Here is a 24,150-nt window from a genome sequence, read left to right as displayed (position 1 = left end):
TCTTCGTTGTAGTTCTTGGACATCGGGTAGATCTTCTCGCTTTCCCTGGTCTGAGACCAAGATCAAGCGTGTCCACTACCCGGGGTCAAGGCCCGCCTCCGCGTCGTAGTTGTGCAAGCCGTTGTTGCCGGCGATGCCTCCTTCGACCAGCCCTTGCAGGCGGCCGGAATACAGCGCGTACTTGTTGGCTTCTCCGTCGGGCCCGCTGCCTCCGTCGAGAACGAAAGCCTTGTCGTATTGGTAGGACTGAGCGATAGCGGCGCCGTTGAGGATCTTTCCGGCCAACGGATCCTGATCCATGAGAGCGAACACGCGGGTCGCTTGTACCGGGTTGAGATCACCGAATCCGTGTGTGCCGGTGATGTTTTCAGGAACATCCACCATGTTGCCGACATACGGTGACAGGGCTGCGGCAACATAGGGCAACGCTTGGCTGTTGTGGTTGAACAGCGAGTCGAAGTTGTTGAGGCCCTCGGGTGATTTGGTGGTGGAGATGATGTCGGCCAGTGCATGAGCGGAGTTGCCCGCCTTGGTGGCTTGGTCGAGTTGGTGCTGGTAGCCCTCGTCACCGGGCGACAGATCGACGTGGGAATCTTGGTTCATCCAGTCGAGCACGTTCTTCATCGGCGATTTCTCGATGCCGTCAGGCCATTGGTGTTCCAGCAGCGATACGACTGCGGGGTCGCGGTGATAGCCGGAACCAAGATGGTCAGGGGTGCCTTGGCCGGTGAGGATGACTGAGGTGGCGTCGGTATTGCGGGAGGCGATATCGACGACATTGCCGATCGTGCTGTTGAGTGCGGCTGGGTCATGTGGCAGTGCGGCGGTGCGCCCGTCGGTCTGGATTTCCGATAGGAACGCGCCTTGCCGGTATAGCTCGGTGCTGAGTTTGGTGCCGGGTGTGTAGCTGGGGTCCGCGAGGTCGAGGGCGTTGGATAGTCGCGATAGATTTTGGTAGTGGTCGCGGCCGGCTTGGATTTCGCTTTCGCCCTTGGGGTTTTCGTACTTGAACGAGTTTCCGTCCCAGATGTAGCCGGGCATACCGGGCTGGGATCCGGGCTGTTCGACGACGCGGTTGGAGATGATGTCACGGTAGGACTGGGGTAGCGTCTCGTAGCCGCCGTCGACCTGTTTGCCGCTTGCCTCAACACCTTTGACGTTCTGGTTGGACAGCACCATGAACGACTGGGCCAGCTCTTGGGCCCGCTTCTCTCCATCGGGGCCCTGCGCGCGTAGCTGCTCGCTGAGTTTCTCGAACCCTTCCGGACCGGCACTGTCGAGCAGCTTCTGGGTGAATTCCAGCGTGGAGGCCGGAACGACCACCGTGTCCCCGGCTTTCAGTTTGGCCTTGTCGTCGTCGGAGAGCTGGGTCTCGTCAAGCACCTGATCGACCTGCGAAAGCACCTCGGGCGGGATCTGGTCGGAGTTCTTGATCTTATTGCCGAGATCCTCACCGGACGCCGCGGTGATCGGTACCGGTGCGGCGCCGTCGACGCTGTTCGGCAATTCGCCGAACGCCTTGGTGATGGCGTTGGCCACGGTCTGCGCAGCGTCGCCTGCGTTGTAAAGGTAGGTCCGCATCCAGGTTTGGAAGTCATCCGCACTGCGTTGCAGCGCAGCGAGTTTCGTTACCCCGTTCTTGCTGTCGGACAACGCATTCGCAACCTGCGAAAGCGACAGCACCACCCCGCCGTCCTCGGCCAGCATGAAGCCCTGTCCGGTGATGATTGCTTTCTGATCGACGACGGCCTTTTGTGCCGCTGTCATCGGTGCGATGCCACCCGACACCGCGGCGCCGGCGTCGTCGAGAGCGCCGACGACCTTGTACCCCTCGTCGCGCACCGTGACTGTCTTGTCGCGCAACGCATTACCGAACTTACCGACAATGTAATCCGGGGAGTTGGCGACGTTGTTGTTCACGGTGTCGAGTTCGGTCTTGAGCTTGCCCGCCTGCTGGGCCCAGTAGGTGCCTTGCTCGGCAAGGACTCCCAGCTGCCAACTGGTCACCTGCGACACCATCGGGATCGACGATAGCGGTGGGCCATAGCTCATCGGGGACCAGCTTGAGTGATGTGAGTGGCGTTGAGCCGATCCTGGGTCTCGAGCTCTTTCAGCCCGGTATCGGTGCTGACCGCAAGCACCCGAACCTTCTCGGCCGTCGCACCGACCGCGGTGGTAGCACTCTGCGCCCCCTTGATACAGGCAGCCTCAATGCCGGTTCCCCCTACGATGCCAGCAATCGCGAGCACCTTCTCATCCGCGCGCAGCGTCGCCAGTGTGTCAGCTGAGGTATTGACTGTCGTGATCAAGGAACGGGTCCGTTCCGGGTCGACATAGATATCGTCGTTGGCCACCGCTGATCCCCCCTTGGGTCAGTGTTGATCGAGATATTGCGTGGAACTCTACTTCAGGGAAAGGACACAGTTCCGCACGGAATCAATCCGCCGCGATCCGCGACCTGGGCCGCCACGGGTCGTCGCCCTCTTCATCCCAACCCTCGGTCCCCTGTGGTGCAGGAGGTAGACCACGCTCAGGGGCGTCGCGGATCTGCTCGACAACACCGGCGACACGTGGATCGTGCTCGACCTCACGCACCAACTGTTCCACCTGCTCTTGGGCTTGCTCACGCGCCCTGTTGATCAGATCCACGATCAGCGGGCCCAGATGCGCGGCAGACGCGATGGCCTCATCATCGATGGTGATGGCGCGAACCTGGCCGTTGGCGTACACATCGACATAGACGCCACCCTCCCGAAGAGCGGCGCGGCTGCCACACAGCGCCTCAGTCAGCCGGTCCATCTTCGTGGCCAGCGATTCGGTGTAACCGAGTGGACCCGATTGCGGTGAACTCACCCAACCCCTCCTGCCGAGATGACGTAACGCCGATCCTCCGGACCTACGACCCTGCCACGTAGGACAGTGCATGGCCACTCGAACCGCCGAGACCGCCCACTGCGTCACGGAGTTCCGCGGCCAACTCGAATCACCGGTCGGGCCGGCAGTCGATCCGTCGAATACGACTGTCCGCCTAGCTATCTCACCCCCAGGGTCCGACAGCTTATGACTGTGGGCACGAATGGCTTGAGCGCCGACGCTATTCAGGGCTGCCTGCCGATGTCGGGGTGGGCATCAGGGCGTTCCACAGGGGGCTGGCTTCGGAGTGGTTGCGGGCGCTGAGTTCTTCGAAGTACCAGTCCTGGCCGAGTAGTTGCTTGACTCGGGGGATGGCTGTGCCGTCGGGGCCGCTGTAGTAGTGGACCTTTTTGCGATCGCCGTCGGTGACCATGCGGAACATGACGTCGGCGGTGCCGGACGGGTCCGAGCGGACTGTGTTGAGGGAGTTGAATTTGTCCCAGGAGGCCAGGTAATCCTGGGGGACGCCGTCGGCGACGTCGATCTTGGTGAAGATCTTGGTTGCGTGGTTGCCGGGGTGTAGGGCCTTGACCTGGACGCCGAACTCGCTCAGCTCGGCGTGCAAGCCCTCGGTGAGGGACGCCACTGCGGCCTTGGAGGCCTGGCAGTTGGAGGTGTAGGGGAAGCCGCCGTCGGCGCTGATGGAGCTGACGTTGACGATTACGCCGGAGCGCTGTTGGCGGAAGATCGGGATGAAGGCCTTGTTCAGGGCGATCAGGCCGAAGACATTGGTTTGGAACTGGCGGTGGACCTGTTCCATCGAGGTCGCTTCCAGGGGGCCGGCCTGGAAGTAGCCGGCGTTGTTGATCAGGGCGTCGACGCGGCCGAATTGCGCTTGGGCGAGTTCACCGAAGGCGAGGTCGGCTTCTTCGTCGTCGACGTTGAGCAGCAGGGTTTTGACGTTGTCGATTCCGTTGTGCGCGTTGAGGTCTGACTCTTTGCGGACGGTGGCTACCACGTTCCAACCGGCCTGGGCGAACAGCCGGACAGCGATCTGCCCGAACCCGCTGGAGGTGCCCGTGATGACGATGGTCGGTGCGGTCATCGCAAAGCCTTTCGAAGTCGTCGGAGAACTACCTACAGGAGTTAGTACAACATGGTTGCGCTAATAACGCAACCATGTTGCTTTACACTGTTCGGGTGGTCACTTCGCCGGCAATCGGCCCGGTTTGCGGCCGAAGACCATCGAGGTCGGCCCGATCAGGTGCTGCTTCTTGATCTGGACGAATCCTGCGTCGCGGAGCCAGCTTTCGCACTGCGTGGTCGTAGCTTCGAAGCCTTCGCGCATTTCCAGCATGATGTTGAGGCTGGAGAGGTAGCTGATGAGGTTGTTGCGGCGGCTCGGGTCGGTCATCGCGTCGTAGACGAGCAGCGCGCCGCCGGGCGGGAGTGCGGTGTAGGACTTGGCGATCAGTTCCCGGCGTTTGGTTTCGCTGTAGCCGTGGAGCAGGTGGCCGAAGCAGATCACGTCGGCGGTCGGCAGTGGGCCCTCGTTCATGTCGCCTGCGGTGAAGTGGATCCGGTCGTCGAGGCCGAAGGAGGCGACGTATTCCTCGAAGATCGGACCGACCGCGGGCAGGTCGTAGCTGAAGCCGCTGACGTGGGAGTGGGTGAGTGCGACTCGTACCGGCAGTGCGCCTTGTGCTGCGCCGACGTCGGCGAAGGTCCGGAAGTGTTGCCAGGGAAAGCGTTTGGCGATGAGCATGGCTTCGCCGGTGGAGATGCCGGTCATTCCAGCCAGGAATTTCCGCAGTGCTGCCTGGTCGCCGTAGAGCGTGGAGAAGAATTCGCTCTCGCCGTGTTCCTCCACAGCTCCAGGTTGGCCGGTGCGGAGCAGATCGCCGAGCCCCGACCACAGGTCGTAGAGTCGCGTGCTCGACAGCTCCATCAGTCCGCCGATGTAGCTGGGTTTGGCGCGGTCGAGGAACAGCGCGGCCTGACGCGAATTCGTGTAGCGCCCCTCGCGGTTTCGCCGCAGCAATCCCATGTCGACCAGGGCACCGAGGAAGGGTCCGGCGGCACGCGGATGCCACTCGAGCCGGTCCATCAGTTCCTGTTGCGAGCGCGGACTCACCGCCAATTCGGTGAAGACTCCGGCCTCGACCGCGGTGAGGACAACTCGGGAGGGCCAGAACGCCATCCCTTGCTCCAGGATCTGCTGAGGATCAGCGAAGCGCCGCAGGATCGGACCGGCGATCCGGCTCTGAAAAGCCTTCATCAGCAACAACTCACGGCGAATCCCTCGCACGCGGTCGGCATCGAGGGCCGTGGGCGCCCGGCCTGCCTCCAGGGACACGCCTGCGCCCGGGAGGAGTGGGTCGGCTTCGATCGGGCTCTTGGAATGTGCCATCTGCATTGCCTCCAGTACTAAGACCGATATGCGAGCCAGCGGCCAGGTGCAAATCCGGGCAGAGCGCGAGGCTCGGGTCAATCACATCACTGTGCGCACGCGCTGGTACAGACATAAGCGACAAGACGCGTCGATCTCGCCCAGATCCCGATCCACCAGCAACGCGATCAGCGCCGGATTCTCCGGTAGACAACACCGCGCCGATCTCCACACAATCGAGCTGTATCACCAAAAGCTTCGAACCCCGTCTGCCCACACCGCGAGTACCGCTCCGGCGCGCCCGCCGTGGCGCGCCGCATCGCTCTCATCAGGTCAGGTCTGGCGAAATATCCACTCCCACAGACCGTTCGGGTTACCCGCGAAGCAGACGGGCAGGTCTACGGCATCGTCGACGAACAGTCGGCAGCCGCACTGATCGACGAAGAGTTCGTTCATGACGGATTCATGTCGACATCCGGTGTGGCCATCCCTCCGCGGTCGATGCGCCATCATCCGCCGGTGATCCTGGACATGCTCGTCCCCGAGGGCACGCCAGCCCTCCGGTTGGGTGAACTCAGTCCGGTGCCCCGCGAAAGGGAAGTGCTTCTCATCGATGCTCGCTCGTATGTCGTAGTCGGCGCCGGCATGGATGAGGCGCGTAACATGTGGCGCATCCAGGCAATTGTGAAGGGAGGCGAGCATTGACTGCGTTGACGCAGGAAACATGGCGCGCACGCAGGGTCAAGCTGACCCCCGAGCAGGTCGAGGCAAACCGCCGCGAAGCTGAAAAACTGCTGGGCCGCAAACTCCCCCAACGCCCCACCGAGGCAGCCGCCAGCAAAGACGATCAGTAGCCTGTAGAGCGCTTCCGCACCGCTCCACGAGGCCGACACCTGAGCCCTTCCCGGTTGCAGGTGCCTGACCATCCCAAGCAGCCCCGGCCGCCTCGCATCGATATCGACGCGCTGGCGAGACCGCCCTGCATGGCGAAGCCGCCGGGCAACAAGGGGCCTCTCGCCACCCGACGGGCCAGCCGCTCCTCTTCCGGCCAGTGCACCCGAGCGCGGGCCGCGACTTCCCTGCTTCCGTGAGCCTCGCGCGAATGCCAGTCCGTAGGAGGGCGGCGGTCCACTCTCTCACCTCTCGGCTAATATGGAGGCGCTAGCTCCGCTTATGGTCACGACCGGCAAGATCACCCGTACAGAAGGCGAGCACATCGATGACCGATTCCGGTAAGCGCATCATCGGCTTGATCTGGGCTGAGGACCGGCATCGAACGATCGGTCTCGACGGGGGGATTCCGTGGACCGTGCCTGAGCATTTCAAGCACTTCGATGAGGTCACCGGTGGGCGGCCGATCATCATGGGGCATCACACCTGGAAATCGCTGCCCGATGAGGTGCGGCCGATTCCGAATCGGCGCAATATCGTCATCACCCATACGCCCGACTGGTCGGGCGATTCGGTGATGACCGCCGGAACTCTCGAGGAGGCGCTGGCGCTGACCGATCCGGAGGAGACCTGGGTCATCGGTGGTGGCGAAACGCTCTCGGAGGCAATGCCGTTCGCGACCGTCCTTGCGGTCACCGAGATTTCCAGCGACATCGACGGCGATACCCTGGCGCCGGATATCCCGGTGAAGGATTTCATGCTGGCCTACACGAGCGGACCGCACGAATCCGATGAGAGCGGGCTGACTTACGAGTTCCGCGGCTACGTACGCCGGGACCAGGCCGGCGATCCGCAGTAGCCGCGTCTGCGGTCGATGGCGTAAGGCTGGGCTCGGGCTGTGCCCGAATGGGCCCGTTCGAGGCGGACGCGGCGCAGGTAGCCGAGTGGGGTGGTGTCGTAGTGGTTCTGGAACTCGTAGCGCAAGGCGCGCACGCTGATTCCGGCATGTTCGGCGAGTTCGGTCACGGTGATCGGGCGGGTCGGATGAGCCTCGATGTAGTCAACGGCCTTGCGCAGCGCCGAGTTCGGGACGATGCCCGGGCCTGATTGCTGCGGGTCCATGGTCGTGTTGGGGAAGACCGTGAGCGCGGCGGAGGCCAGGCTGCGGATCAGGTTCTGCACGACCAGTTCGGTCAGCACGGGTGAGTCGGGCTCGGTGAGTTCATGATGAACGAGGTCGAAGAGTCGTCCCCAGAATCGTTCGCGGCGTGGGTCCAACGGTATCAATGAGGTGAATTCGACTGCCGCACTGTCGTTTCCGGACTCGGCGGCCGCCTCTGTGATCGCTTGATGCGGGATGTGGAGCAGGTTGACGTCGTGGTTGTCGCAGTCGGCGATCATCGCCGAGCCGAAGGGATAGACCGCCAGGTCGTTTCGCCGCTGTCCGATATCGTGGCGGCCACCGCGCAGCCGCATCCGCCCGCGCAATGTGCGCTGAAAGTAGATCTGGTCGCGCAGGGCGTCGATCTCGCAGCTGTAGCCGAGGGTGCTGCGGATCTCGGTGGCCATGATCTCTCCGCACATCGTGGCCACGGTGCGGACCCGGGATTGCGCGGGGACCTTGCGGAATCGAAGGTCGTTGTCGGCGTAGACCGAGCTCACGAACTCGACGGTCTCCTCGGCGTCTTGCGAATACAGCTCCGCGCGCCGTACCTCGACGAACTGACTGCCGTTCATTGCAACCCCCGTCCAGGATGTGATGTACGGGCGTCATTCGTTGTAGCCGGACCAGTGGATGGCGACCGGTCCGAACGGATCAGGGCTGGACGGGGTCGCGCGCGATCGATTCGATGAGGGTGCGGGCGGTGGACGCATCGCCGGCGACGGCGGTTGCGGCGAAGATCGGGGCCGAACGGCCCAGTCCCCGAACGGCGGTCGGTACCACGCGGTGGCCATCGGCCCAGAGTTTGTCGAAGCGCGGGCGTAGGTGCTCGGTGTAGGAAAGCCGGCCGGACTCCGACGTGACCGGTATGCTGTCGTGTGAATGTGCGACGCTGCCCGGATCTCCGGCGCCCCAATGTTCCAGCAGCGCAATGGGATGCATCGCGCCGCTGCGGCGCGCATTGATCTCGGTGACGTAGAGCTGGCGCTGTCGGTCGACGAGGCAGTCCGCGCACAACCAGCCTCGATAGCCGAGTGCGTGGGCGGCCTGACCTACCTCGTGGCCCAGTGCGCGTAGTGGCGCACGGAGATCCGCGGGGACGCAGCTCTCCCCCACCGCTACCGATTCATAGCGTTTGACGTCGACGGTCATCGTGCTCAGCACGACGGTCTCGACGCCGGTTTCGGTGACGAGGATGTCGACGGCAGGACAGCCGACGTCAGGTGCGTGGTCCAGGTAGGACTGGACGAACAGCGGGTAGGTGCGCAGGAATGGATCGTGAAAGGCGTTGGCCCAGAAGGCATCCAGGGTGACGCCGGCCGGGCCGACGACGATCGAGCCGTCGCCGCTGACGCCGTGCATGCTCTTGACGATCACCTGACCGGCACCGGACAGCGATGCTGCCAGTGCGCCTTCCAGCTCCATCGGTGTGGTCACCGTGACTCCTGGCGGGACCCGGAATCCGGGGATGCGCCCGGCCAGGTCGAGGCAGCTGAGTTTGTTGTCCAGGTACACACTCGCCCAGTAATCGTCTTGCGCGGGCCCGTCGAGTTCGGTCTCGATGCCCCACGACTGGATCGTGGCAAGCAGCCGGTACATCGCCGGAGCCGCTCCCACACACCGGATCCGCACCCGCAGGGAAGTCAGGAGTGCGCGAAGCTCGGCCAGGGCCGACTCGTCGGCGAGTAGATCCTCGACCAGTCGCCCGGTCCGGCGTGCCGGGCTGATGACCGGCGGCGGGTCGACCTCCAGCACCCGGTGCACGTCAGCGAACCACTCCGGATCCACCCCCTCGGCCAGCACCAGCACGCGAGGCCCGCTGGACCAGAAGACGGCCTGGTCCGACAGCATGTCGCCGGCGGCGAGGAAATTCGCTTCGGCCGCCTTGTCGAATCGGGGCGGGAAATTGCGCAGGTTGAACTCGGCATTGTTCGGAATAATGAGATCGACCGTGTCCGTCATACCGCCAGAGTGTCAATAATAAAGAATTAAGGTAACTAGCCTTTCGGGTATGCCCTTTTGTTCGCACTCCTTGGCACAGCATCTTTCGCGGCGACCATATTTGCGTTTAGCCTTACCGCATCACGACCTCAGCAATGCGACCGATGCTTCACTCGCGAGGGGATTTCCGCTTTGGACACGAAAAACGATCCGCCGCTCGACGGCATCGCCGTCCGCGGGCGCGGATTGACCAAATGTTTTTCCGACCTCACCGCCGTCGACGCCGTGGATATCGATGTGTATTCGGGTGAATTCTTCGGATTGCTCGGCCCCAACGGCGCCGGTAAATCCTCGACGATGCGCATGCTCAGCTGCATTTCCCGGCCCACCGCGGGCGACCTGCGGGTCCTGGGCCGCGATCCGCGCCGCGATGCCGCGCGCATCCGCCGGAACCTGGGAATCGTGCATCAGGAGAACAATCTCGATATCGATCTCACCGCACTCGAGAACCTCACCACCTACGCGCGATATTTCGGATACCCCCGGCCCGAGGCACGCCGCCGCGGCAAGGAAATGCTGCATTTCGCGCAACTCGACGAGAAGGCCGACACCCGAGCCGACGACCTGTCCGGCGGCATGCAGCGCCGGCTGGCCATCGCGCGCGGGCTGGTCAATTCCCCCGAGCTGGTCTTCCTCGACGAACCGACCACCGGACTCGATCCGCAGATGCGCCACATCGTGTGGCAGCGGCTGCTCGAGCTCAAACAGCAGCGCACGACCTTGGTCCTTACCACGCACTACATGGACGAGGCCGAACAACTCTGCGATCGCATCGTCATCATCGACCGCGGCCACATCGTCGCCGAGGGCACACCGCAGGTGCTGATCAAGGAACACGCGGGCCAGGAGGTCGTCGAACTCTGGTTCGCCGACAGCCCGACCGAAGAGACGACGCTGCAGCTCACCGGCATCGCCGAGCAGTACGACATCCTGCCCGATCGCGTGATTCTCTATGTCCCCCACGGGGACAGCGCGGTCAGCGAGGTGCATCGCCGCGGATTGTCCCCGACCCGGGTGACCGTGCGCCGCTCCACCCTCGAGGACGTTTTCCTACGCCTCACCGGACGAACCCTGGCGGAATGACATGGCCCCCCAAGCGGTTACCGTCCTCGAACGGCACGTCAAGCTGTATCAGCGGCTGTGGCGGGCCTCCGCGTTCTCGTTCTTCATTCTGCCGATCCTGTTCCTGGTCAGCATGGGCTGGGGTGTCGGGCATTATGTGCACACCATCGGCGGGCACGACTACCTGAGATGGATCGCGCCCGGCCTGCTCGCCTCGACCGCGTTCCAGATCGGCGCCAACGAATCCACCTACGGGGTGTTGAGCGAATTCAAGTGGGTGGGTGGGATTCACGCGATGCGTTCCACGCCGGTCCGCGTGCCGGACATGGTGCTGGGCTGGCTGATGTATGTCCTGATCGTCACCGAGGTCGCCACCGGCGCATTCCTGATCGTGGCGTGGGCATTCGGCGCGGTCACCCCCGGGCTGGCGATATCGGCGCCCTTCATCGCCGGGCTCGTCTCGGTCGCCGTCGCCGCACCGACCACGGCGTTCTCCGCGGCGATCGACGATGTGGACTGGTTCCTGCTACTGGGCCGGTTCCTGATCCTGCCCGCGGTGCTGTTCTCCGGTGTGCTGTTCCCGGTCAGTCAGTTGCCGGTCTTCCTGCAGCCGCTGTCGTATTTCTCACCGCTGACCCATGCGGTGATCCTGTTGCGGGACTTCACCTTCGGCAATCCCCCGCTGCTGTCCGCCGCAGGCCATGCCGCCTATCTGCTGGTGTGGCTGATCGCCGGCTGGTGGCTGGCGAATCGTTCGTTCCGACGCCGTCTCGACGATTGAGGTCCCGACACCATGGCTACCGTTGTCTCCACCGGTTCCGCCGCACCGGATCGGGCCTTCCCGGTTCACGTGCTCACCGTGCTGGAACCCATGTTCGTGTTCACCTTCAAGCATCGGCGCGGGGTGACGCTGTTCAGTGCCATCTGGCTGTCCGCGGTCCTCGAGCCCGTGCTCTACCTACTCGCTCTGGGTCTGGGCGTCGGCAGTCTGGTCAACCGCCGCATCACCACCGACGGCCAGACCATGAACTATCTGCATTTCGTCTCCCCCGCAATGCTTGCCGTGTCCTGCATGTCCGGCGCGATCTCGGCGTCGGTGTTCAGCTTCTACACCCGCCACAAGCAGCACGGCATGTTCCGCATGATTTCCACGACCTCGATCACCACCCGCGAAATCGTGGTCGGTGACTGGTTGTGGGAGATCCTGCGGGTGTCGATGCTCAGCGGCATCTTCGTGATCGTGCTGGCGCTGGCCGGACTCGTCGGAATCGGTAATGCCGTAGTCGCTTTCGCCGCGACCGTGCTCATCAATGCCGCGTTCAGTGCCGTCGGGATCGGGCTGGCCATGCTGCTGCGTGGCTGGCAGGACTTCGACATCGTCACCGTCGGCCAGACCGTGCTGTTCCTGTTCTCCGGAACCTTCTTCCCGGTGTCCCAATACCCGACCTGGGCACAGGTCATCGCCGAACTCACCCCGCTGTATCACGCGATCGAGCTGCTGCGCGGCATCACCATCGGCGATTACAGCAGCGGAATGCTCGTGCACGCCGGCTACCTGGTGCTCATGACCGCCGCCGGACTCGTTTTCGCCACCCGGCGGGTCGATGCCGACCTGCACGCGTGAACCCTCCCGACAGGAGTTTCGATGCCTCACTTCATCAGCTCACTGGACGAGCTGGAAACCACTGCGCCGCGCCACGTCCTGGTGTTGTACTCCGGTGGGGTGGACGGCAGTTATCTGCTGCAGTGGCTGGCCCGGCGCCGTATCGAGGTGACCGCCCTGCAAGTTCGCATCGGCGAGGCCGGGGAGGTCGACTCCGATCTCGCCAAACGGCGGGCGGCTACGTTCGGAGTCAGCTTGCATACCGTGGATGCCTCCCAGGAGTTCTTCACCCAGTTCCTGCCGCCGGCAATCCATGCCGATGCCTACTATCAGGGCCAATATCCCGTGGGCTCGACGCTGACCCGGCCGCTCATGGCCAAGGTCGCCGTCGATGTAGCCGGCCAATTCGGGTGTGACGCTGTCGCGCACACCGCCACCTACACCCAGAACAGTTCGCTGCGGCTGAGCGCGTCGCTGGCCGCGTTGGATCGCGAATTGGTTGTTGCCGCACCGTTTCTGGGCTCGCATGTCCCTCGCGAGGTCAAGGTGCAGGTGTTGCAGGAGGCCGGAATCGGTTTCGACATGGGTGTTTACAGTGTCGACGCCAATCCCTGGGCGCGGGTCATCGAATCCGGCGGCGTCGAGGACCCCGAGGTGATCCTCGACGAGGGCGTCTTCACCTGGACCCGGGATATCGATGATTGTCCGGCCGGCGGCGTCGAGATCGAGCTGCGGTTCGAGGGCGGGCTGCCCGTCGAAATGGATGGGCAGCCGACGACTCTCGGCGATCTGGTGCCGGTGCTCAACGAGCTCGCCGGGCTGCACGGCGTCGGGCGCTTTTCCGGGCTCGAGGACACGCCGTTCGGGGTGAAGAACCACGAGGTCCGCGAGGCCCCGGCCGCCACGGTGATCACTACCGCGCACCGGGCACTGGCCAATGCCGTCTACGGAATGCGTGAGCACACCATCCGCGCGGCTATTGCCCGGGAGTGGACCGATTTGGTGGTGCACGGCGGCTGGTACGGCCATCTCGCCCAGAGCCTTTCGCGCTGCCTGGCCGATCTCGACGAGCCGCTCACCGGCACCCTGCTCCTGCGACTACATCGCGGGGCCGTACGGGTGCTGCGGCTCAAGTCGGAGAACGGGCTGTACTACTCGCGTTTCGGCCAGGACTTCACGCGCTGGATGAGCGGATATTCCTACGGGCCGTGGCTGACCCAGGCGACCATCGCCGACGCGGTGCGCAGCGGCCACGATGGCCTCTGGTGACGACACGATGAGCACTGGTGACACGCTCGGCGCCGGTAAGCGGATCGTCGATCTCAGCCACCCTGTCACCGCCGGGATGATCACCTATCCCGGTCTGCCCGGGCCCGAGATCTCCGATCACCTCTCGCGCGCCGAATCCCGTCGGAAGTATGCGCCCGGCACGGAATTCCAGATCGGGCGCATCAGCATGGTCGCCAATACCGGCACCTATCTGGACGCGCCGTTCCACCGCTTCGGTGACGGCGCCGACCTCGCCGCGATACCGCTGGACCGGGTCACCGATCTCGACGCCATCGTGGTGCGCAGCGCCCACCGCGCCGTGGGTGTGGCCGACCTGGCACCGCACCGCGATGTCGTTCCCGGCCGGGCCGTGCTGGTGCACACCGGCTGGGATCGGCATTGGGGCACGCCCGGCTACGGCGACGCGGAGCACCCGTTTCTCACCGCCGAGGCCACCGAATGGCTTGTCACGCAGCAGCCTTCGATCGTGGGTATCGACTCGGTGAATATCGACGATATGGCCGACGGCAGCCGGCCCTCGCATACCGGGCTGCTGGCGGCCGGTATCCCGATCGTCGAACATCTCACGGGACTCGACCGCCTGCCCGGGCGCGGGTTCCGGTTCCATGCCGCGCCGATCGCCATCGCCGGCATGGGCACCGTGTCGGTGCGGGCCTACGCGGTCGTGCCCGGCGCTCTCGGCTGAATCACCCTCGTGCCCTTCATCGAAACTGCTCACGCAGATCGGTGAAGGGCATGCGCGGGTGGAAATACACGTACTCGCCGCGCGTTTCGATCTTCTCGGCCATCAGGTCGATCGTCGCCCGTGCCGACCGCAGATCCCCGGCCCGCTGCTGCGCCATGGCCAGTAGTCCGAGATTCAGCGGTACCCGGATTTCGACGCGGGTGCGATCCAGCCGTCCGAGCGCCTCGTTGATCAGTGCGAGGCCGTCCTCCACGCGGCCGCGATGGGCCATGGCCCAGCCGTACAGTACGACGGTCATATCACTCCAGTAGTCCAGCTCGTGGATTCCGGTCAGCTCCAATGCGGCGGCGCTGCTGAGCCATACGCGCTCCACGTCGTGTGCCAGGACGGCGACCAGTGCGTCCACGTAGAGGAACAAGGCCCGTTCGGCCGGTGGACTGTCCGCGGTCAGGGTGTCCATCTGCCGCAGCCACTCCCCTGCCCGCGCCCGATCCCCCAGTAGCCATGCGCACATCGCGCCGTAGGCCCGGCAGATCACCCGCGGGTCGAACTGGAATACCCGTCGCAGTTCACCGACCTGATAGGGCTGCACCAGATCATCGGCGGCGTGCACGGCCGCGGCGAACTCCGCCAATGCGCCACGGACGTCGCCTTGCACATATCGCACCAGGCCGCGTCCGTAGGCGCCGCCGACCACGGCGATGACATTGCCGGTGCGCCTGCCGAGTTCGCGTAATCGTTCGGCGAGCTCGGCGGCGGTGCCGTACTGGCCGGCCGCCCACTGCGCCAGGCTCAGGCCCAGCAATACCGAGGGCTGATCCGGATCGGTCGACTCCTGCGTCAGGTCCTCCGCTCGGGAGAAGGCCCGCCCGGCTTCCGCGTCGGCGAAACCGGCGGTGACGGTGAGTAATTGGCCCAGCCGGGTCTGTAATCGTCGTTCCCATGCGATGACCGTCGTGCCCGGGCCGGCGGTGCGCGTCAGTTCCACCGCGCGGCGCAGCCACATTTCGGACTGCTCGTAGTCCAGATTACGTTCGGCGCGTTCGGCCGCCATGGCCAGTCGCTCGAGCACCAGTGCGGAGTCGAGTATCGCGGCGGCGCGCCAGGAGTGGTAGGCGATCTGGTCGATGTATTCCTCGGCCGCGGTGCGTCTTTCCACCAGCACCTCGGTCACCCGCCGATGCAGGGTCGCCCGCTCACTGGCCGTCAGTTCCTCGTGCAGGACGTCGAATACGAGGGCGTGGGTGAAACGCAGAACGTCGATGCGGTCGGGATCCGCCAGTAACAGGTTGGCCCGCATGGCCTGTTCGATGTAGCGGTGGGTCGGGCGATCGGCGCCGAACACCGAATACAGCAGCGAGACCGGGATCTCCGTGCCGATCACCGTGCAGCAGCGCAGCAGGGCCAGGGTATTCGCGTCGAGCTTGGACAGCCGGTGGTGCAGCACTTCGCGCACGCCGAACGGCACATGATTGAGCAGTAGTCTGCCGATCTCGGCGCCGTCGCCGGTGCCGTCCTGCGCGAGCGAGGACAACAGCTGGGTCAGCAGGAACGGGTTGCCGTTCGTGCGCGCATGCAAGGCCGCACGCAAGGCCGCCGGGATCTCCTGACCGGTGAGCGCCACCGCCAGCTGCGCCACCGCTTCCGGGCTGATGCCACGCAATTGCACGGTCTCCGAAAAGGATTCGCGCAACACACAACCCAATGTCTCGCGCAGTGCGGGCGAGAGGTCGGGGGCAGTGTCGCGAGTCGAGGCCACCATCAGCAGCGGTGCGTGCCGGATGCGTCCCGCCAGTAACCGGAACAGCTCCAGCGAGGGCCGATCGGCCCAGTGCAGATCGTCGAACACGATGGCCAGGGGGCGTTCGGTGGCCAGTTCCACCAGGATCCGGCACAGCTCGTCATGGATTCGGAAGCGGGCCTGGGCCGGGTAGGCAGATTGCGGCACGGGCGATTCCAACCGGGATAGATATCCCGGTAGCAGCGGTGCGAGTAATGCTTCCGACCCGGCGATCGTCCGGCCGAAGGCTTCCGGGCGTAAGGCCGCGAGTTGCCGCAGCACCTGCACCCACATCCAGTGCGTGGGCGCCCCTTCGACCTGCACGCCGCTGCCCCACACCACATCGATCGCGCCGACGTTCGTGAGGTTGCCGTCCAGCTCTATCAGCAAGCGTGTCTTGCCTATTCCGTCTTCGCCCGCGACCACGATCGTGCGCCCGGCACCGGTCAGGGTCGCCGCCGTCGCACGCTCGAGTCGTGCCAATTCCTGTTCCCGGCCCGCAAGCACGGGACGGTCCGCGTGTGTGTTCGCGGAGCGCGTCTGCCCGGCGGCGGTGACCGGGCGGGCGCCCGCGTCAATGTCCTTGAGACTCGGGTCCTGTCGCAGGATCGCGCTGTAGAGGTGCTGGAGTTCTTCGCCCGCGTCGATGCCGAGTTCTTCCGCGAGCCTGCGGCGGGTGTGTTCGTAGGCGTGCAGCGCATCGGCCTGCCGGCCCGACCGGTACAGGGCGAGCATGAGCTGCCGGACCATGGGCTCGTGCAGCGGGTGGTTGCGCACCTCATCTACCAGCGTGGCGATGACGGATTCGTGCCCGCCTAGGGCGATGGCGGCCTCCGCATGCCCGGTGACCGCGGTCAAGCGGACCTGTTCGAGGCGATCGGCCTCGTCGGTGGCGAAACGGTAGGCGGCGAATTCCGCATAGGGCGTGCCCCGCCACAATTCCAATGCACCGGTCAGCCGTTTCCGTGCGAGTTCGAAATCTCCCTCGCGCAATGCGATTCGGCCCGCCGCAGCCTCGTCCTCGAAGCGGAAGGCGTCGATCCTTTCCCGATCGAGCGCCAGCAGGTATCCGGGCGCGCGATGTTCCACCGGATTGCCGCCGTGAGCGCATGCGGGACCACGCAGGATCCGGCGCAACCGCGAGACATAGGTCTGCAGTGTGGCCGCAGCATGCTCGGGTGGAGCGATACCCCAGACCTCTTCGGTGATCTTCTGAGTGGAGACGACATGACCGGTGTGCACGGTCAGCAGTGCCAGAATTGCGCGTTGCCGCGGCGGACCGATATCCACCGGGCGCGTACCACAGAATGCCGCGAAGTCTCCGAGAACCGCGATATTCAAACTTTCCAGATTACTCATCCTGATATCAACGCCTCAAATAGCCGGAGCTGACATCGGATTTCGGAAGTGTACCGCCCAACGGTGCTGTCGGCAGCGGCCCCCAACGGCCCTACCGCACCCCTCCCCGATAAATAACAGCGGCACAGCCGGATTCGCTGCCGACAGACCGGGGGCACAGCCTTGCCCGGTCAGCCCATTCCAACGATCACCGGAAAATGCTCACAGTCAGGTGCCCACCGGATCGAGATCCGATAGCCGGCGACGGCAGCGCGGTCTTCGTGTTCTGTACATCAGATGAACTCCTCCGCAATAACGATCGAGCGACAGCCTGCTCGAGTTTGTCGATATAGGCAGAACAACTTCCAAAACAAGACGCCGATGCTACCGGACCCGGCGCGGTCCCGACCGGTGCGCAGGTGAACAATGTCTGACAGTCGAATAAGCATCATTGCTGAAGACGAATCGACGCCGCGACTTCCCGGACCGTGCCCGTCAGCACTCGCGCGGGTTCGAGCCGCACGTTCAGCTCGACCTTGCATTCCTCGAGCAGCCGGAACGCCAGCATCGAATTCCCGCCCAGTTCGATGAAAGTGTCTCCGGCGCTGACAGTCTCGACTGCCAGCACCCGCTGATAAATCGCGATCAACGCCGCCTCCTCCGCACTCGCCGGCGGTTCTGCCTGCCGGGCCGACTCGACGCTCTCGCGCCAGGCCGCAACGAGCGCGGCGGTGTCGATCTTGCCGTTCACGGTCGAGGGAATCCGGGGAAGCACCATGATCCGTTCGGGGCGCATGTGTTCGGCGAGCGTCGTCGCGGTGTCCGCCCGTAGTGCGGCGGGGTCCAGCGCCGTGGGCTCGAGGCCGGTGGCGGGCGCTACGAAGGCCAGCAGCCGCACCGGCGTACCGTGCGCGAGCACCGCGCAATCACCCACTTGGGGATGGGCGGCCAGGACCGACTCGATCTCGCCGGGCTCGACTCGCAGGCCTCTGATCTTGATCTGCCGGTCGATGCGGCCCAGATGCTCCAGCACCCCGTCCGGGCGGAACCGGCACAGATCCCCGGTGCGATACAACCGCGCACCCGGTGGCCCGTAGGGATCCGCGATGAACCGCTCGGATGTGCGGGCCGGGGAATTCCAATACCCCAGTGCCAGACCGATTTCGCCGCCGATATAGGCCTCGCCCGCCATGCCCGCCGGGACCGGTTCGAGGCGGTCATCCAGGATCGAGAACCGGAAGTTCGCGGCCGGTCGACCCAGCGGCACCGGTGCGCCCGGCTCGACCGGCAGCGGCATATCGACCACGCTGCCGGCCTCGGTGGGACCGTAGCAGTTGATCAGCGTCGCCTCGGGCAACACCCGGTGGAAGGTGTCGCGGATGCGGGTGGTCACCGGCTCACCCCCGCACAGGGCCCACCGCAAACGTGGCACCTGCACTGCCGCAACGTGTTCGATGAACGGGCCCATCACCGTGGGCGACAGGAACAGCGTCGAGATCGAGAACCGCTCGACCAGTCGGGCGAGATGGCCTGGATCGCGATGCCCGCCCTCCCGGCAGATCACCAGGCGGGCACCGTGGTACAGCGGCCAGAAGATCTCCCAGATGGAGACGTCGAAGCCCGGCGAAGTCTTGAACAAGGCGCTGTCCTCCGGGCTGAACGGATAGCGTTCCTGCAGCCAGAGCAGATTCGCCAGCCCACCGGCGGTCGGATACGCGACGCCCTTCGGCCGCCCGGTGGTGCCAGACGTATAGAGGATGTGCAGCAACCCCCCGCTCGCGGCCGTCACTTCCAGGTCGGTGGCAGGGCAATCCGCGCATGCGGTCTCGTCGGTGACATCGACAATCGCCCAGGGCCCCTGCGGGATTCGATCTCGGCCAACGGCATCGATGAGTACCTGCGCAGGCGCTGCGTCTTCGAGCATGAAAGCCACTCGTGCATCCGGTAATTCGGTATCCATCGGCACGTAGCCCGCACCGGTCTTGACCACCGCGTAGATGGCGATGATCTGTTCGATGCTGCGTTGCAGGCATATCCCTACTCGCATACCCGGCCGCACACCCCGCCGTGCGAGCAGATGCGCCAGCCGGTTCGCCCGGGAGTTCAGTTCCCGATAGCTCAGCTCGGTGCCCGACTCGTCTACGAGTGCGACCGCGTCAGGAGTGCGCTCTACCTGCTCCTCGAACGGCCCAGCCATCGTGCGATACCGGATATCGGGGCGCTCATGTCGGTTGAGGCCATGCAGAACTCGCTGCCGCTCGGCAGCATCCAACAGCGGGTGCGTATCCATCGCACACTCAGGGTCGCGAGCCAGCCCACTGAGCAGCCGCACGAACGACTCCGCCCAGCACAACGCGACGGGCGCATCGGCTGCCGCGGTCATGCTCTCCGCGTACACCCGCGCCCCGTCCGCGGACACCACGATCGTTGCCGCTACCCGTTCTGCTGCGTCCTGGGCATTCACCGCGGCAACCCGCAGTTCACCGGCCCCGAGCAACGCCGCACTGAAACTGTCCCCCGGATCGACGGGCGCAGGCGTAATAGCCTCCCGCGCACCCTGAATCACGCGCACCCGATGCCGGGCCCCGAACTGCGACATCCGCTCGGCCAGCACCGTCGCCCCGATCGACAACGCCACGAATTCATCGGCCTCCGCCCGCTCAGCCAGTTCCCGCAACCGCTGCAGGACATCGGCCGGCACCTCGACGGGGCCGGCGCAATCCGACAGCAGCGAATCGTCCGACTCGGCCAAGGCCGTCGAACCGGCCCCCATGTAGTCCTCGAACTCGGCGACAGTTCCCACCCCATTGTTTACGGCGGAATCGCTGGACCCGTTCACGGGCGCCGAAAGACCGATCGCTACCGAGTCGCTCGGCTCGGCGCCGGCTGCCGACCAGCCGTTGGCCGCCCGATCGCTGGATTCGGCTACCGACAGACCGGTCGGACCCGGATGCCGACCCGCAGAGGGATGGCCGGGCAAGGAATTCGGTGGCGTGGGGGCGGTGGAGTCCGGTGTCATGAGCGCTCCGATCGTCCGGGCCGGCCGGTGGTCGGCCGACGAACCACTCATCCCAGGGTCGTGTCCCGAATGCGAATATTCCTGTCCCGCGTTCACGCGACACCGGCTGCCCGCGTAGCACTTTCACGTGACTGACCTGCTCTGACCGCCGGAATCTACTGTCGGAGGCGGCAATTGGCAAGCACCGCGACAGCGGCCGGCGATCGGAAGGCCACGCATGGATATCGCGATACCGGCGACCACGACCGCGCCCACCCCCGTACCGCCGCTGGACCTTATCCGCGCCCGGGCCGCACAGGCGGGCGACCGTATAGCTCTGGGCGGCGACGGCCGGTTGATCACTTATCGCGAGCTGCTGCTCCGAACCGATGCTCTAGCCCACCGATTGCGCACCGCCGGCGTGACACCTCAACTGCCGGTCGCTGTCCACCTGGACGACCCCGCCGACACGGTGGTTGCCATGCTGGCGACTTTCACTGTGGGCGCGGTGTACTGCCCACTCGATACGGCCGCACCCGCGGATCGCCTTGCGGCGATCATCACTCGACTGCGCTGCCGGTTCGCGATCGCCGACGTCGCCGGCGCCCACCGTCTACCCGCCACCACCACTGTCTTCAACCCCGCAGCCACGGTCGCGAATCCGGCGTCGGCTGTCCACGAGCCGGAGACGACCGTTGTCGACCCTGCGGCTACCGTGCCCACTTCCGCAGCCCTGGCTGATCACGTGGCATTCGCACACAACGCCACCCCGCACCTCGCGCACGCCGACGAGCTGGCCTATGTCATCCATACCTCGGGTTCCACCGGCATCCCCAAAGGTGTCGCGATGACTCGTCGAGGCCTTGCGCGGCTCATCGACTGGCAGGTCGGCGATGGCGAGACGGGCTTGCGCACACTGCAATTCACTGCAGCATCCTTCGATGTCACCTTTCAGGAAGTGCTGTCGACCTTGGCATCCGGTGGCACGCTTATCGTCTCGTCGGTGAACATCCGCCGCGATCCTGCGGCCTTGCTGGATGCTCTCGTCCGCCATCGCATCGAGCGGCTGTTTCTCCCGTATGTGGCTCTGCAACTGCTGGCTGTCGAGGCCGGCCGTCGGGGCGTGTTCCCGGATTCGCTGCGGCAGGTGGTCACTGCGGGTGAGCGCCTGATCATCACGCCCGCCATCCGCGCCTTGTTCGCGGCGCTGCCCGGATGTCGTCTCGACAACCACTACGGGCCGACCGAAGCTCACCTGGTCACCAGTGCGACCCTGCGGGCCGAATCTTCCCGCTGGCCCGAGGTTCCGGATATCGGGGCTCCGGTATCGGGCGTCTCCTGCAGAGTGCTCGATGACCGGTTGCGCACTGTCCCCGCAGGCGAGGCCGGTGAGCTGTATGTCGGTGGCTCGGGCTTGGCGCGCGGCTATGCGCACGATCCGGCTCGCACCGCGGAACGCTTCGTCGCCAGCCCCTTCGCCCCTGGCGAGCGCCTCTATCGCACCGGAGATCTCGTCCGCGCAGCACCAGCTGGGCATTACGAGTTCCTCGGCCGCGCAGACGATCAGCTCAAGGTCCGTGGCTTCCGCGTGGAGCCGGGCGAGGTGGAGCACGCGTTGTCGGCGCACCCGAGCATCGATGCGGCCGCGGTCGATCTGCGGCTCATCGCCGATGGAGTACGGGCGCTCGTCGCCTATATCCAGACCACCGGCCCGATTTCGCACCGAGAGCTCGGCGATCAGCTGCGCGCCACCCTTCCCGCGTACATGATCCCGAGCCGCTTCATCCCGGTAGACATCCTGCCGCGCACGACGACCGGCAAGATCGACCGGCGTGCGCTGGCTGCCCTGCCACTGCCAACCGCTCCAGGCAAGCCCGCTACTCCGCCACCGCGGGAACTCCCTCAGCCCAGCATTCTCGGCGCGCCTACGCCCTCGACGCATGCTCGTCCCAGCGACCTCGCCGCACCGATATCTCCGGAGCATTCCCCGTCCCGCGATCTCGCCGCACCGGTACGCCCGGAGCATTCCCATCCCAGCGACCTCGCCGTACTCGCACCGCAGGTGCATTCCCAGTCCAGCGACCTCGCCCCGCCCTCACGACAGGAGCCCGCCTTGTCCAGCGACGCCGCCGAATCCACATTGCCACAGCCCGCGAGCGCGCCCTCGCCGACCGAGCTCGTCACCGGCATCTGGATCCGGGTACTCGGTCACGACGAATTCGCCGGTAACGATGACTTCTTCGACGTGGGCGGTGATTCGCTGCTGGCCACCTGGGTCGTCACCGAACTCGCGCAAGTACTCGGGCGACCTGTCGAGTTGTCGCTGCTGTTGGAGTACGGCACGGTCGACGAACTCGCCGCCGCGCTGGAGTCGGCCGATGTGCTTGCGGCGCAACAGCGTTTCTCTCAGATAGTCACGTTGCGTCCCGGCAATTCCGGTCGCACCGTCTACTTCGTGCACCCGCTGGGCGGAGAGCTGCTCGCTTATCGTGAACTCGCGCTGGCTTCCACGGCCCCGATGCGATTGCTGGGTATCGGTTGGACGGGCGCTTCACCGAAATTCGGCAGCACGCTCGCCGATATCGCTCACCATCACGTCGAGCAGTTGCGGGTGGTCGAACCGGATGGCCCGTATTGGCTGGCCGGTTGGTCTTTCGGCGGTGTTCTGGCCTTCGAGATCGCCCGGCAGCTGCGGGCCGCCGGCGCGGAGGTTGCGTTCCTGGGCTTGTTCGATGCCAACCCGGTCATCGACCCCATCACCGGACTTCCGATGGGGCGCACGCCATTTCTCGAAATGCTCGACACCGTGGCCGCCCGGCTCGACGATCCGTCCACCACCGACGCCGAGCTGACCGATCTCACATCCGGCCCGACCTGGCTGCAGCTGATGGGCGCGCCCTTGCAGGCGCGGTCGTCCACCGGCTACCTGCGCACCGTCCTGGATACCGCTCGCGCGTGCATGAATGCCGCCATGCGCTATGAGCCGCAACCGTATTCGGGCCCGGTGCACCTGTTCGATTCCGCCGACACCCCGCCCGAGCGCCGGGCGAGCGCCACCGCCGCGATGCGTGAGCTCTGCATCGGCTCGCTGACCATCGTCGAGATCGCCGGTGCACACCGGACATTCATCACTGGAGAACACGCCGCCGAGGCCGCGGCGCAGCTCGATGCTGCGCTGGAACGCGTCGGCGCCGAAGGGAGCGCAAATCGTGGATCCGAACACTGACGCGGCGACATTCGCCGAGCAGGGCTATATCGGGCCGTTCACTCTATGGGAGCCCGAGGAGATGAACGCGTGGTGGAAGACCCAGCGCAGAGCGCTGCTCGACCCCGCGAACAACGCCCGCAAGGTCTTCGACAACCCGGTCAACTACGACCGGCACCTCGATATCCCGGGGTTGAGCAAGCTCATCACCGAACCGGAGATCGTGCGACGTATGCAATCGCTCATCGGGCCCGACATCCTGTGCTGGCGTACCGAATTCTTCCCAAAGAACCCGGGCGATTCGGGCACCGGCTGGCATCAGGTCGAGACCTACGCCATCGGTGAGACCAGCACCGGGATGCTGGAGGCGACCGAGCACTCCCCCGGTATCCCGATGGAGCTGACCTGCTGGGTGGCCTTCACTGACGCCATGGTCGACAACGCGTGCATGAGGGTCATTCCCGGCAGTCACCGGAAGTGGCAATACGACGAGCACGCGCCGATGAAGTGGAACAACGCCGCCAAGGACAATTCCTTCTTCGGCTACAACTACGACGACATCAAGATCGACAAGGACTGGAATCCGGACCAGCAGAACGTCCGCAATCTCGAGATGCGCGCCGGCCAGTTCTTCATCTTCACCGCCCGCTGCATCCACGGGTCGACCCCCAATGTCAGCCGCCGCCAGCGCATGGGCTTCGCCATCCGAGTGGTGCCCACCCACGTCCGCATCTATGGCGGTATGAACGAATTCCAGGAATTCGGGCATCGCTTCGACCTCGACCGCCACGGCAGCGTCCTGGTCGCGGGCCGAGATGCTTACGGGCTCAACCGCATTGCCGACACCAATGCCTGGGGCGAACCGTTCACCCCGGTGGAAAGCGTGGTGTGAA

Annotated in this window: 19 protein-coding genes; 10 read left to right on the top strand and 9 right to left on the bottom strand. The window is 65.1% G+C overall.

Features of this window, described 5'->3' with window-relative positions; translation table 11 throughout:
• Positions 1 to 75: 75 nt before the first annotated feature.
• The 5 genes from ACH438_RS41855 to ACH438_RS41835 form a co-directional block, all read right to left on the bottom strand.
• Entirely contained in the window at positions 76 to 2,019 is a 1,944-nt protein-coding gene (locus ACH438_RS41855; protein ID WP_397015998.1) for a hypothetical protein, read from the bottom strand.
• 29 nt (positions 2,020 to 2,048) lie between these two features.
• A complete protein-coding gene (locus ACH438_RS41850; RefSeq protein ID WP_397015996.1) occupies positions 2,049 to 2,354 on the bottom strand; it encodes a hypothetical protein in 306 nt (101 codons plus the stop codon).
• Between the two features lie 82 nt (positions 2,355 to 2,436).
• Entirely contained in the window at positions 2,437 to 2,853 is a 417-nt protein-coding gene (locus ACH438_RS41845; protein WP_397015994.1) for a YbaB/EbfC family nucleoid-associated protein, read from the bottom strand.
• Between the two features lie 241 nt (positions 2,854 to 3,094).
• Positions 3,095 to 3,958: an SDR family oxidoreductase gene (locus ACH438_RS41840; RefSeq protein ID WP_397015992.1), complete on the bottom strand. Its 864-nt coding sequence runs from the start codon at positions 3,956 to 3,958 to the stop codon at positions 3,095 to 3,097.
• A 99-nt stretch (positions 3,959 to 4,057) separates the two neighbouring features.
• The gene (locus ACH438_RS41835; protein ID WP_397015990.1) at positions 4,058 to 5,263 is read right to left on the bottom strand and encodes a methyltransferase; all 1,206 of its coding nucleotides are present in this window, start codon (positions 5,261 to 5,263) and stop codon (positions 4,058 to 4,060) included.
• A 285-nt stretch (positions 5,264 to 5,548) separates the two neighbouring features.
• On the opposite strand from ACH438_RS41835, the gene ACH438_RS41830 reads away from it, so the two are divergent.
• The 3 genes from ACH438_RS41830 (at position 5,549) to ACH438_RS41820 (ending at position 6,992) form a co-directional block, all read left to right on the top strand.
• Positions 5,549 to 5,947, top strand: a complete 399-nt coding sequence (locus ACH438_RS41830) for an ADP-ribosyltransferase (protein ID WP_397015988.1) — start codon at positions 5,549 to 5,551, stop codon at positions 5,945 to 5,947.
• Positions 5,944 to 6,096, top strand: a complete 153-nt coding sequence (locus ACH438_RS41825) for a hypothetical protein (protein ID WP_397015986.1) — start codon at positions 5,944 to 5,946, stop codon at positions 6,094 to 6,096. Before ACH438_RS41830 ends, ACH438_RS41825 begins: the two co-directional genes overlap by 4 nt.
• A 365-nt stretch (positions 6,097 to 6,461) precedes the next feature.
• The gene (locus ACH438_RS41820; RefSeq protein WP_397015984.1) at positions 6,462 to 6,992 is read left to right on the top strand and encodes a dihydrofolate reductase; all 531 of its coding nucleotides are present in this window, start codon (positions 6,462 to 6,464) and stop codon (positions 6,990 to 6,992) included.
• Here the strand turns inward: ACH438_RS41820 and ACH438_RS41815 are convergent.
• Both ACH438_RS41815 and ACH438_RS41810 read right to left on the bottom strand, forming a co-directional pair.
• Positions 6,956 to 7,870 (bottom strand): AraC family transcriptional regulator, encoded by a 915-nt coding sequence (locus tag ACH438_RS41815; RefSeq protein ID WP_397015982.1) that lies wholly within the window; start codon positions 7,868 to 7,870, stop codon positions 6,956 to 6,958. The two genes, ACH438_RS41820 and ACH438_RS41815, sit on opposite strands and share 37 nt — an antisense overlap.
• A gap of 79 nt (positions 7,871 to 7,949) precedes the next feature.
• Positions 7,950 to 9,257, bottom strand: a complete 1,308-nt coding sequence (locus ACH438_RS41810; RefSeq protein WP_397015981.1) for a hypothetical protein — start codon at positions 9,255 to 9,257, stop codon at positions 7,950 to 7,952.
• A 171-nt stretch (positions 9,258 to 9,428) separates the two neighbouring features.
• Between ACH438_RS41810 and ACH438_RS41805 the strand changes: the two genes are divergently transcribed.
• The 5 genes from ACH438_RS41805 to ACH438_RS41785 are packed head-to-tail and all read left to right on the top strand — an operon-like array spanning position 9,429 to position 13,936.
• Positions 9,429 to 10,379 carry an ABC transporter ATP-binding protein gene (locus ACH438_RS41805; RefSeq protein ID WP_397015979.1) on the top strand — a complete coding sequence of 317 codons (951 nt, stop codon included), beginning with the start codon at positions 9,429 to 9,431 and terminating at the stop codon, positions 10,377 to 10,379.
• Between the two features lies 1 nt (position 10,380).
• A complete protein-coding gene (locus ACH438_RS41800) occupies positions 10,381 to 11,139 on the top strand; it encodes an ABC transporter permease (RefSeq protein ID WP_397015977.1) in 759 nt (252 codons plus the stop codon).
• Between the two features lie 12 nt (positions 11,140 to 11,151).
• Positions 11,152 to 11,982, top strand: coding sequence for an ABC transporter permease (locus ACH438_RS41795; protein WP_397015975.1), 831 nt, complete (start codon positions 11,152 to 11,154; stop codon positions 11,980 to 11,982).
• A gap of 21 nt (positions 11,983 to 12,003) precedes the next feature.
• Positions 12,004 to 13,230 carry an argininosuccinate synthase domain-containing protein gene (locus tag ACH438_RS41790; RefSeq protein ID WP_397015973.1) on the top strand — a complete coding sequence of 409 codons (1,227 nt, stop codon included), beginning with the start codon at positions 12,004 to 12,006 and terminating at the stop codon, positions 13,228 to 13,230.
• 7 nt (positions 13,231 to 13,237) lie between these two features.
• Positions 13,238 to 13,936, top strand: coding sequence for a cyclase family protein (locus ACH438_RS41785; protein WP_397015971.1), 699 nt, complete (start codon positions 13,238 to 13,240; stop codon positions 13,934 to 13,936).
• A gap of 16 nt (positions 13,937 to 13,952) precedes the next feature.
• On the opposite strand, the gene ACH438_RS41780 is transcribed toward ACH438_RS41785, so the two are convergent.
• Positions 13,953 to 17,057 (bottom strand): BTAD domain-containing putative transcriptional regulator, encoded by a 3,105-nt coding sequence (locus tag ACH438_RS41780; RefSeq protein WP_397015969.1) that lies wholly within the window; start codon positions 17,055 to 17,057, stop codon positions 13,953 to 13,955.
• Positions 17,058 to 17,502: 445 nt separating this feature from the next.
• Positions 17,503 to 20,073 carry an amino acid adenylation domain-containing protein gene (locus ACH438_RS41775; RefSeq protein WP_397015968.1) on the bottom strand — a complete coding sequence of 857 codons (2,571 nt, stop codon included), beginning with the start codon at positions 20,071 to 20,073 and terminating at the stop codon, positions 17,503 to 17,505.
• A gap of 217 nt (positions 20,074 to 20,290) precedes the next feature.
• Here ACH438_RS41775 and ACH438_RS41770 point away from each other — a divergent pair, with 217 nt between their 5' ends.
• Together ACH438_RS41770 and ACH438_RS41765 are read left to right on the top strand one after the other, a co-directional pair.
• Positions 20,291 to 23,278 carry an amino acid adenylation domain-containing protein gene (locus tag ACH438_RS41770; RefSeq protein WP_397015966.1) on the top strand — a complete coding sequence of 996 codons (2,988 nt, stop codon included), beginning with the start codon at positions 20,291 to 20,293 and terminating at the stop codon, positions 23,276 to 23,278.
• Positions 23,262 to 24,149: a chlorinating enzyme gene (locus tag ACH438_RS41765; RefSeq protein WP_397015964.1), complete on the top strand. Its 888-nt coding sequence runs from the start codon at positions 23,262 to 23,264 to the stop codon at positions 24,147 to 24,149. The genes ACH438_RS41770 and ACH438_RS41765 overlap by 17 nt, the downstream gene beginning before the upstream one ends.
• Position 24,150: the final 1 nt, after the last annotated feature.

It is taken from the genome of Nocardia sp. NPDC020380 (genome assembly GCF_044386975.1).
Classification (GTDB): domain Bacteria; phylum Actinomycetota; class Actinomycetes; order Mycobacteriales; family Mycobacteriaceae; genus Nocardia.
The sequence above is the reverse complement of the archived record's forward strand: the minus strand, read 5'-3'. Positions and strand labels throughout refer to the sequence as shown.

Bases quoted from the DNA above. Each gene is read 5' to 3' on its own strand.
- ACH438_RS41855 (WP_397015998.1), bottom strand. From the start codon at position 2,019: ATGGTGTCGCAGGTGACCAGTTGGCAGCTGGGAGTCCTTGCCGAGCAA.
- ACH438_RS41840 (WP_397015992.1), bottom strand. From the start codon at position 3,958: ATGACCGCACCGACCATCGTCATCACGGGCACCTCCAGCGGGTTCGGG.
- ACH438_RS41835 (WP_397015990.1), bottom strand. From the start codon at position 5,263: ATGGCACATTCCAAGAGCCCGATCGAAGCCGACCCACTCCTCCCGGGC.
- ACH438_RS41820 (WP_397015984.1), top strand. From the start codon at position 6,462: ATGACCGATTCCGGTAAGCGCATCATCGGCTTGATCTGGGCTGAGGAC.
- ACH438_RS41815 (WP_397015982.1), bottom strand. From the start codon at position 7,870: ATGAACGGCAGTCAGTTCGTCGAGGTACGGCGCGCGGAGCTGTATTCG.
- ACH438_RS41810 (WP_397015981.1), bottom strand. From the start codon at position 9,257: ATGACGGACACGGTCGATCTCATTATTCCGAACAATGCCGAGTTCAAC.
- ACH438_RS41800 (WP_397015977.1), top strand. From the start codon at position 10,381: ATGGCCCCCCAAGCGGTTACCGTCCTCGAACGGCACGTCAAGCTGTAT.
- ACH438_RS41795 (WP_397015975.1), top strand. From the start codon at position 11,152: ATGGCTACCGTTGTCTCCACCGGTTCCGCCGCACCGGATCGGGCCTTC.
- ACH438_RS41790 (WP_397015973.1), top strand. From the start codon at position 12,004: ATGCCTCACTTCATCAGCTCACTGGACGAGCTGGAAACCACTGCGCCG.
- ACH438_RS41785 (WP_397015971.1), top strand. From the start codon at position 13,238: ATGAGCACTGGTGACACGCTCGGCGCCGGTAAGCGGATCGTCGATCTC.
- ACH438_RS41775 (WP_397015968.1), bottom strand. From the start codon at position 20,073: ATGACACCGGACTCCACCGCCCCCACGCCACCGAATTCCTTGCCCGGC.
- ACH438_RS41770 (WP_397015966.1), top strand. From the start codon at position 20,291: ATGGATATCGCGATACCGGCGACCACGACCGCGCCCACCCCCGTACCG.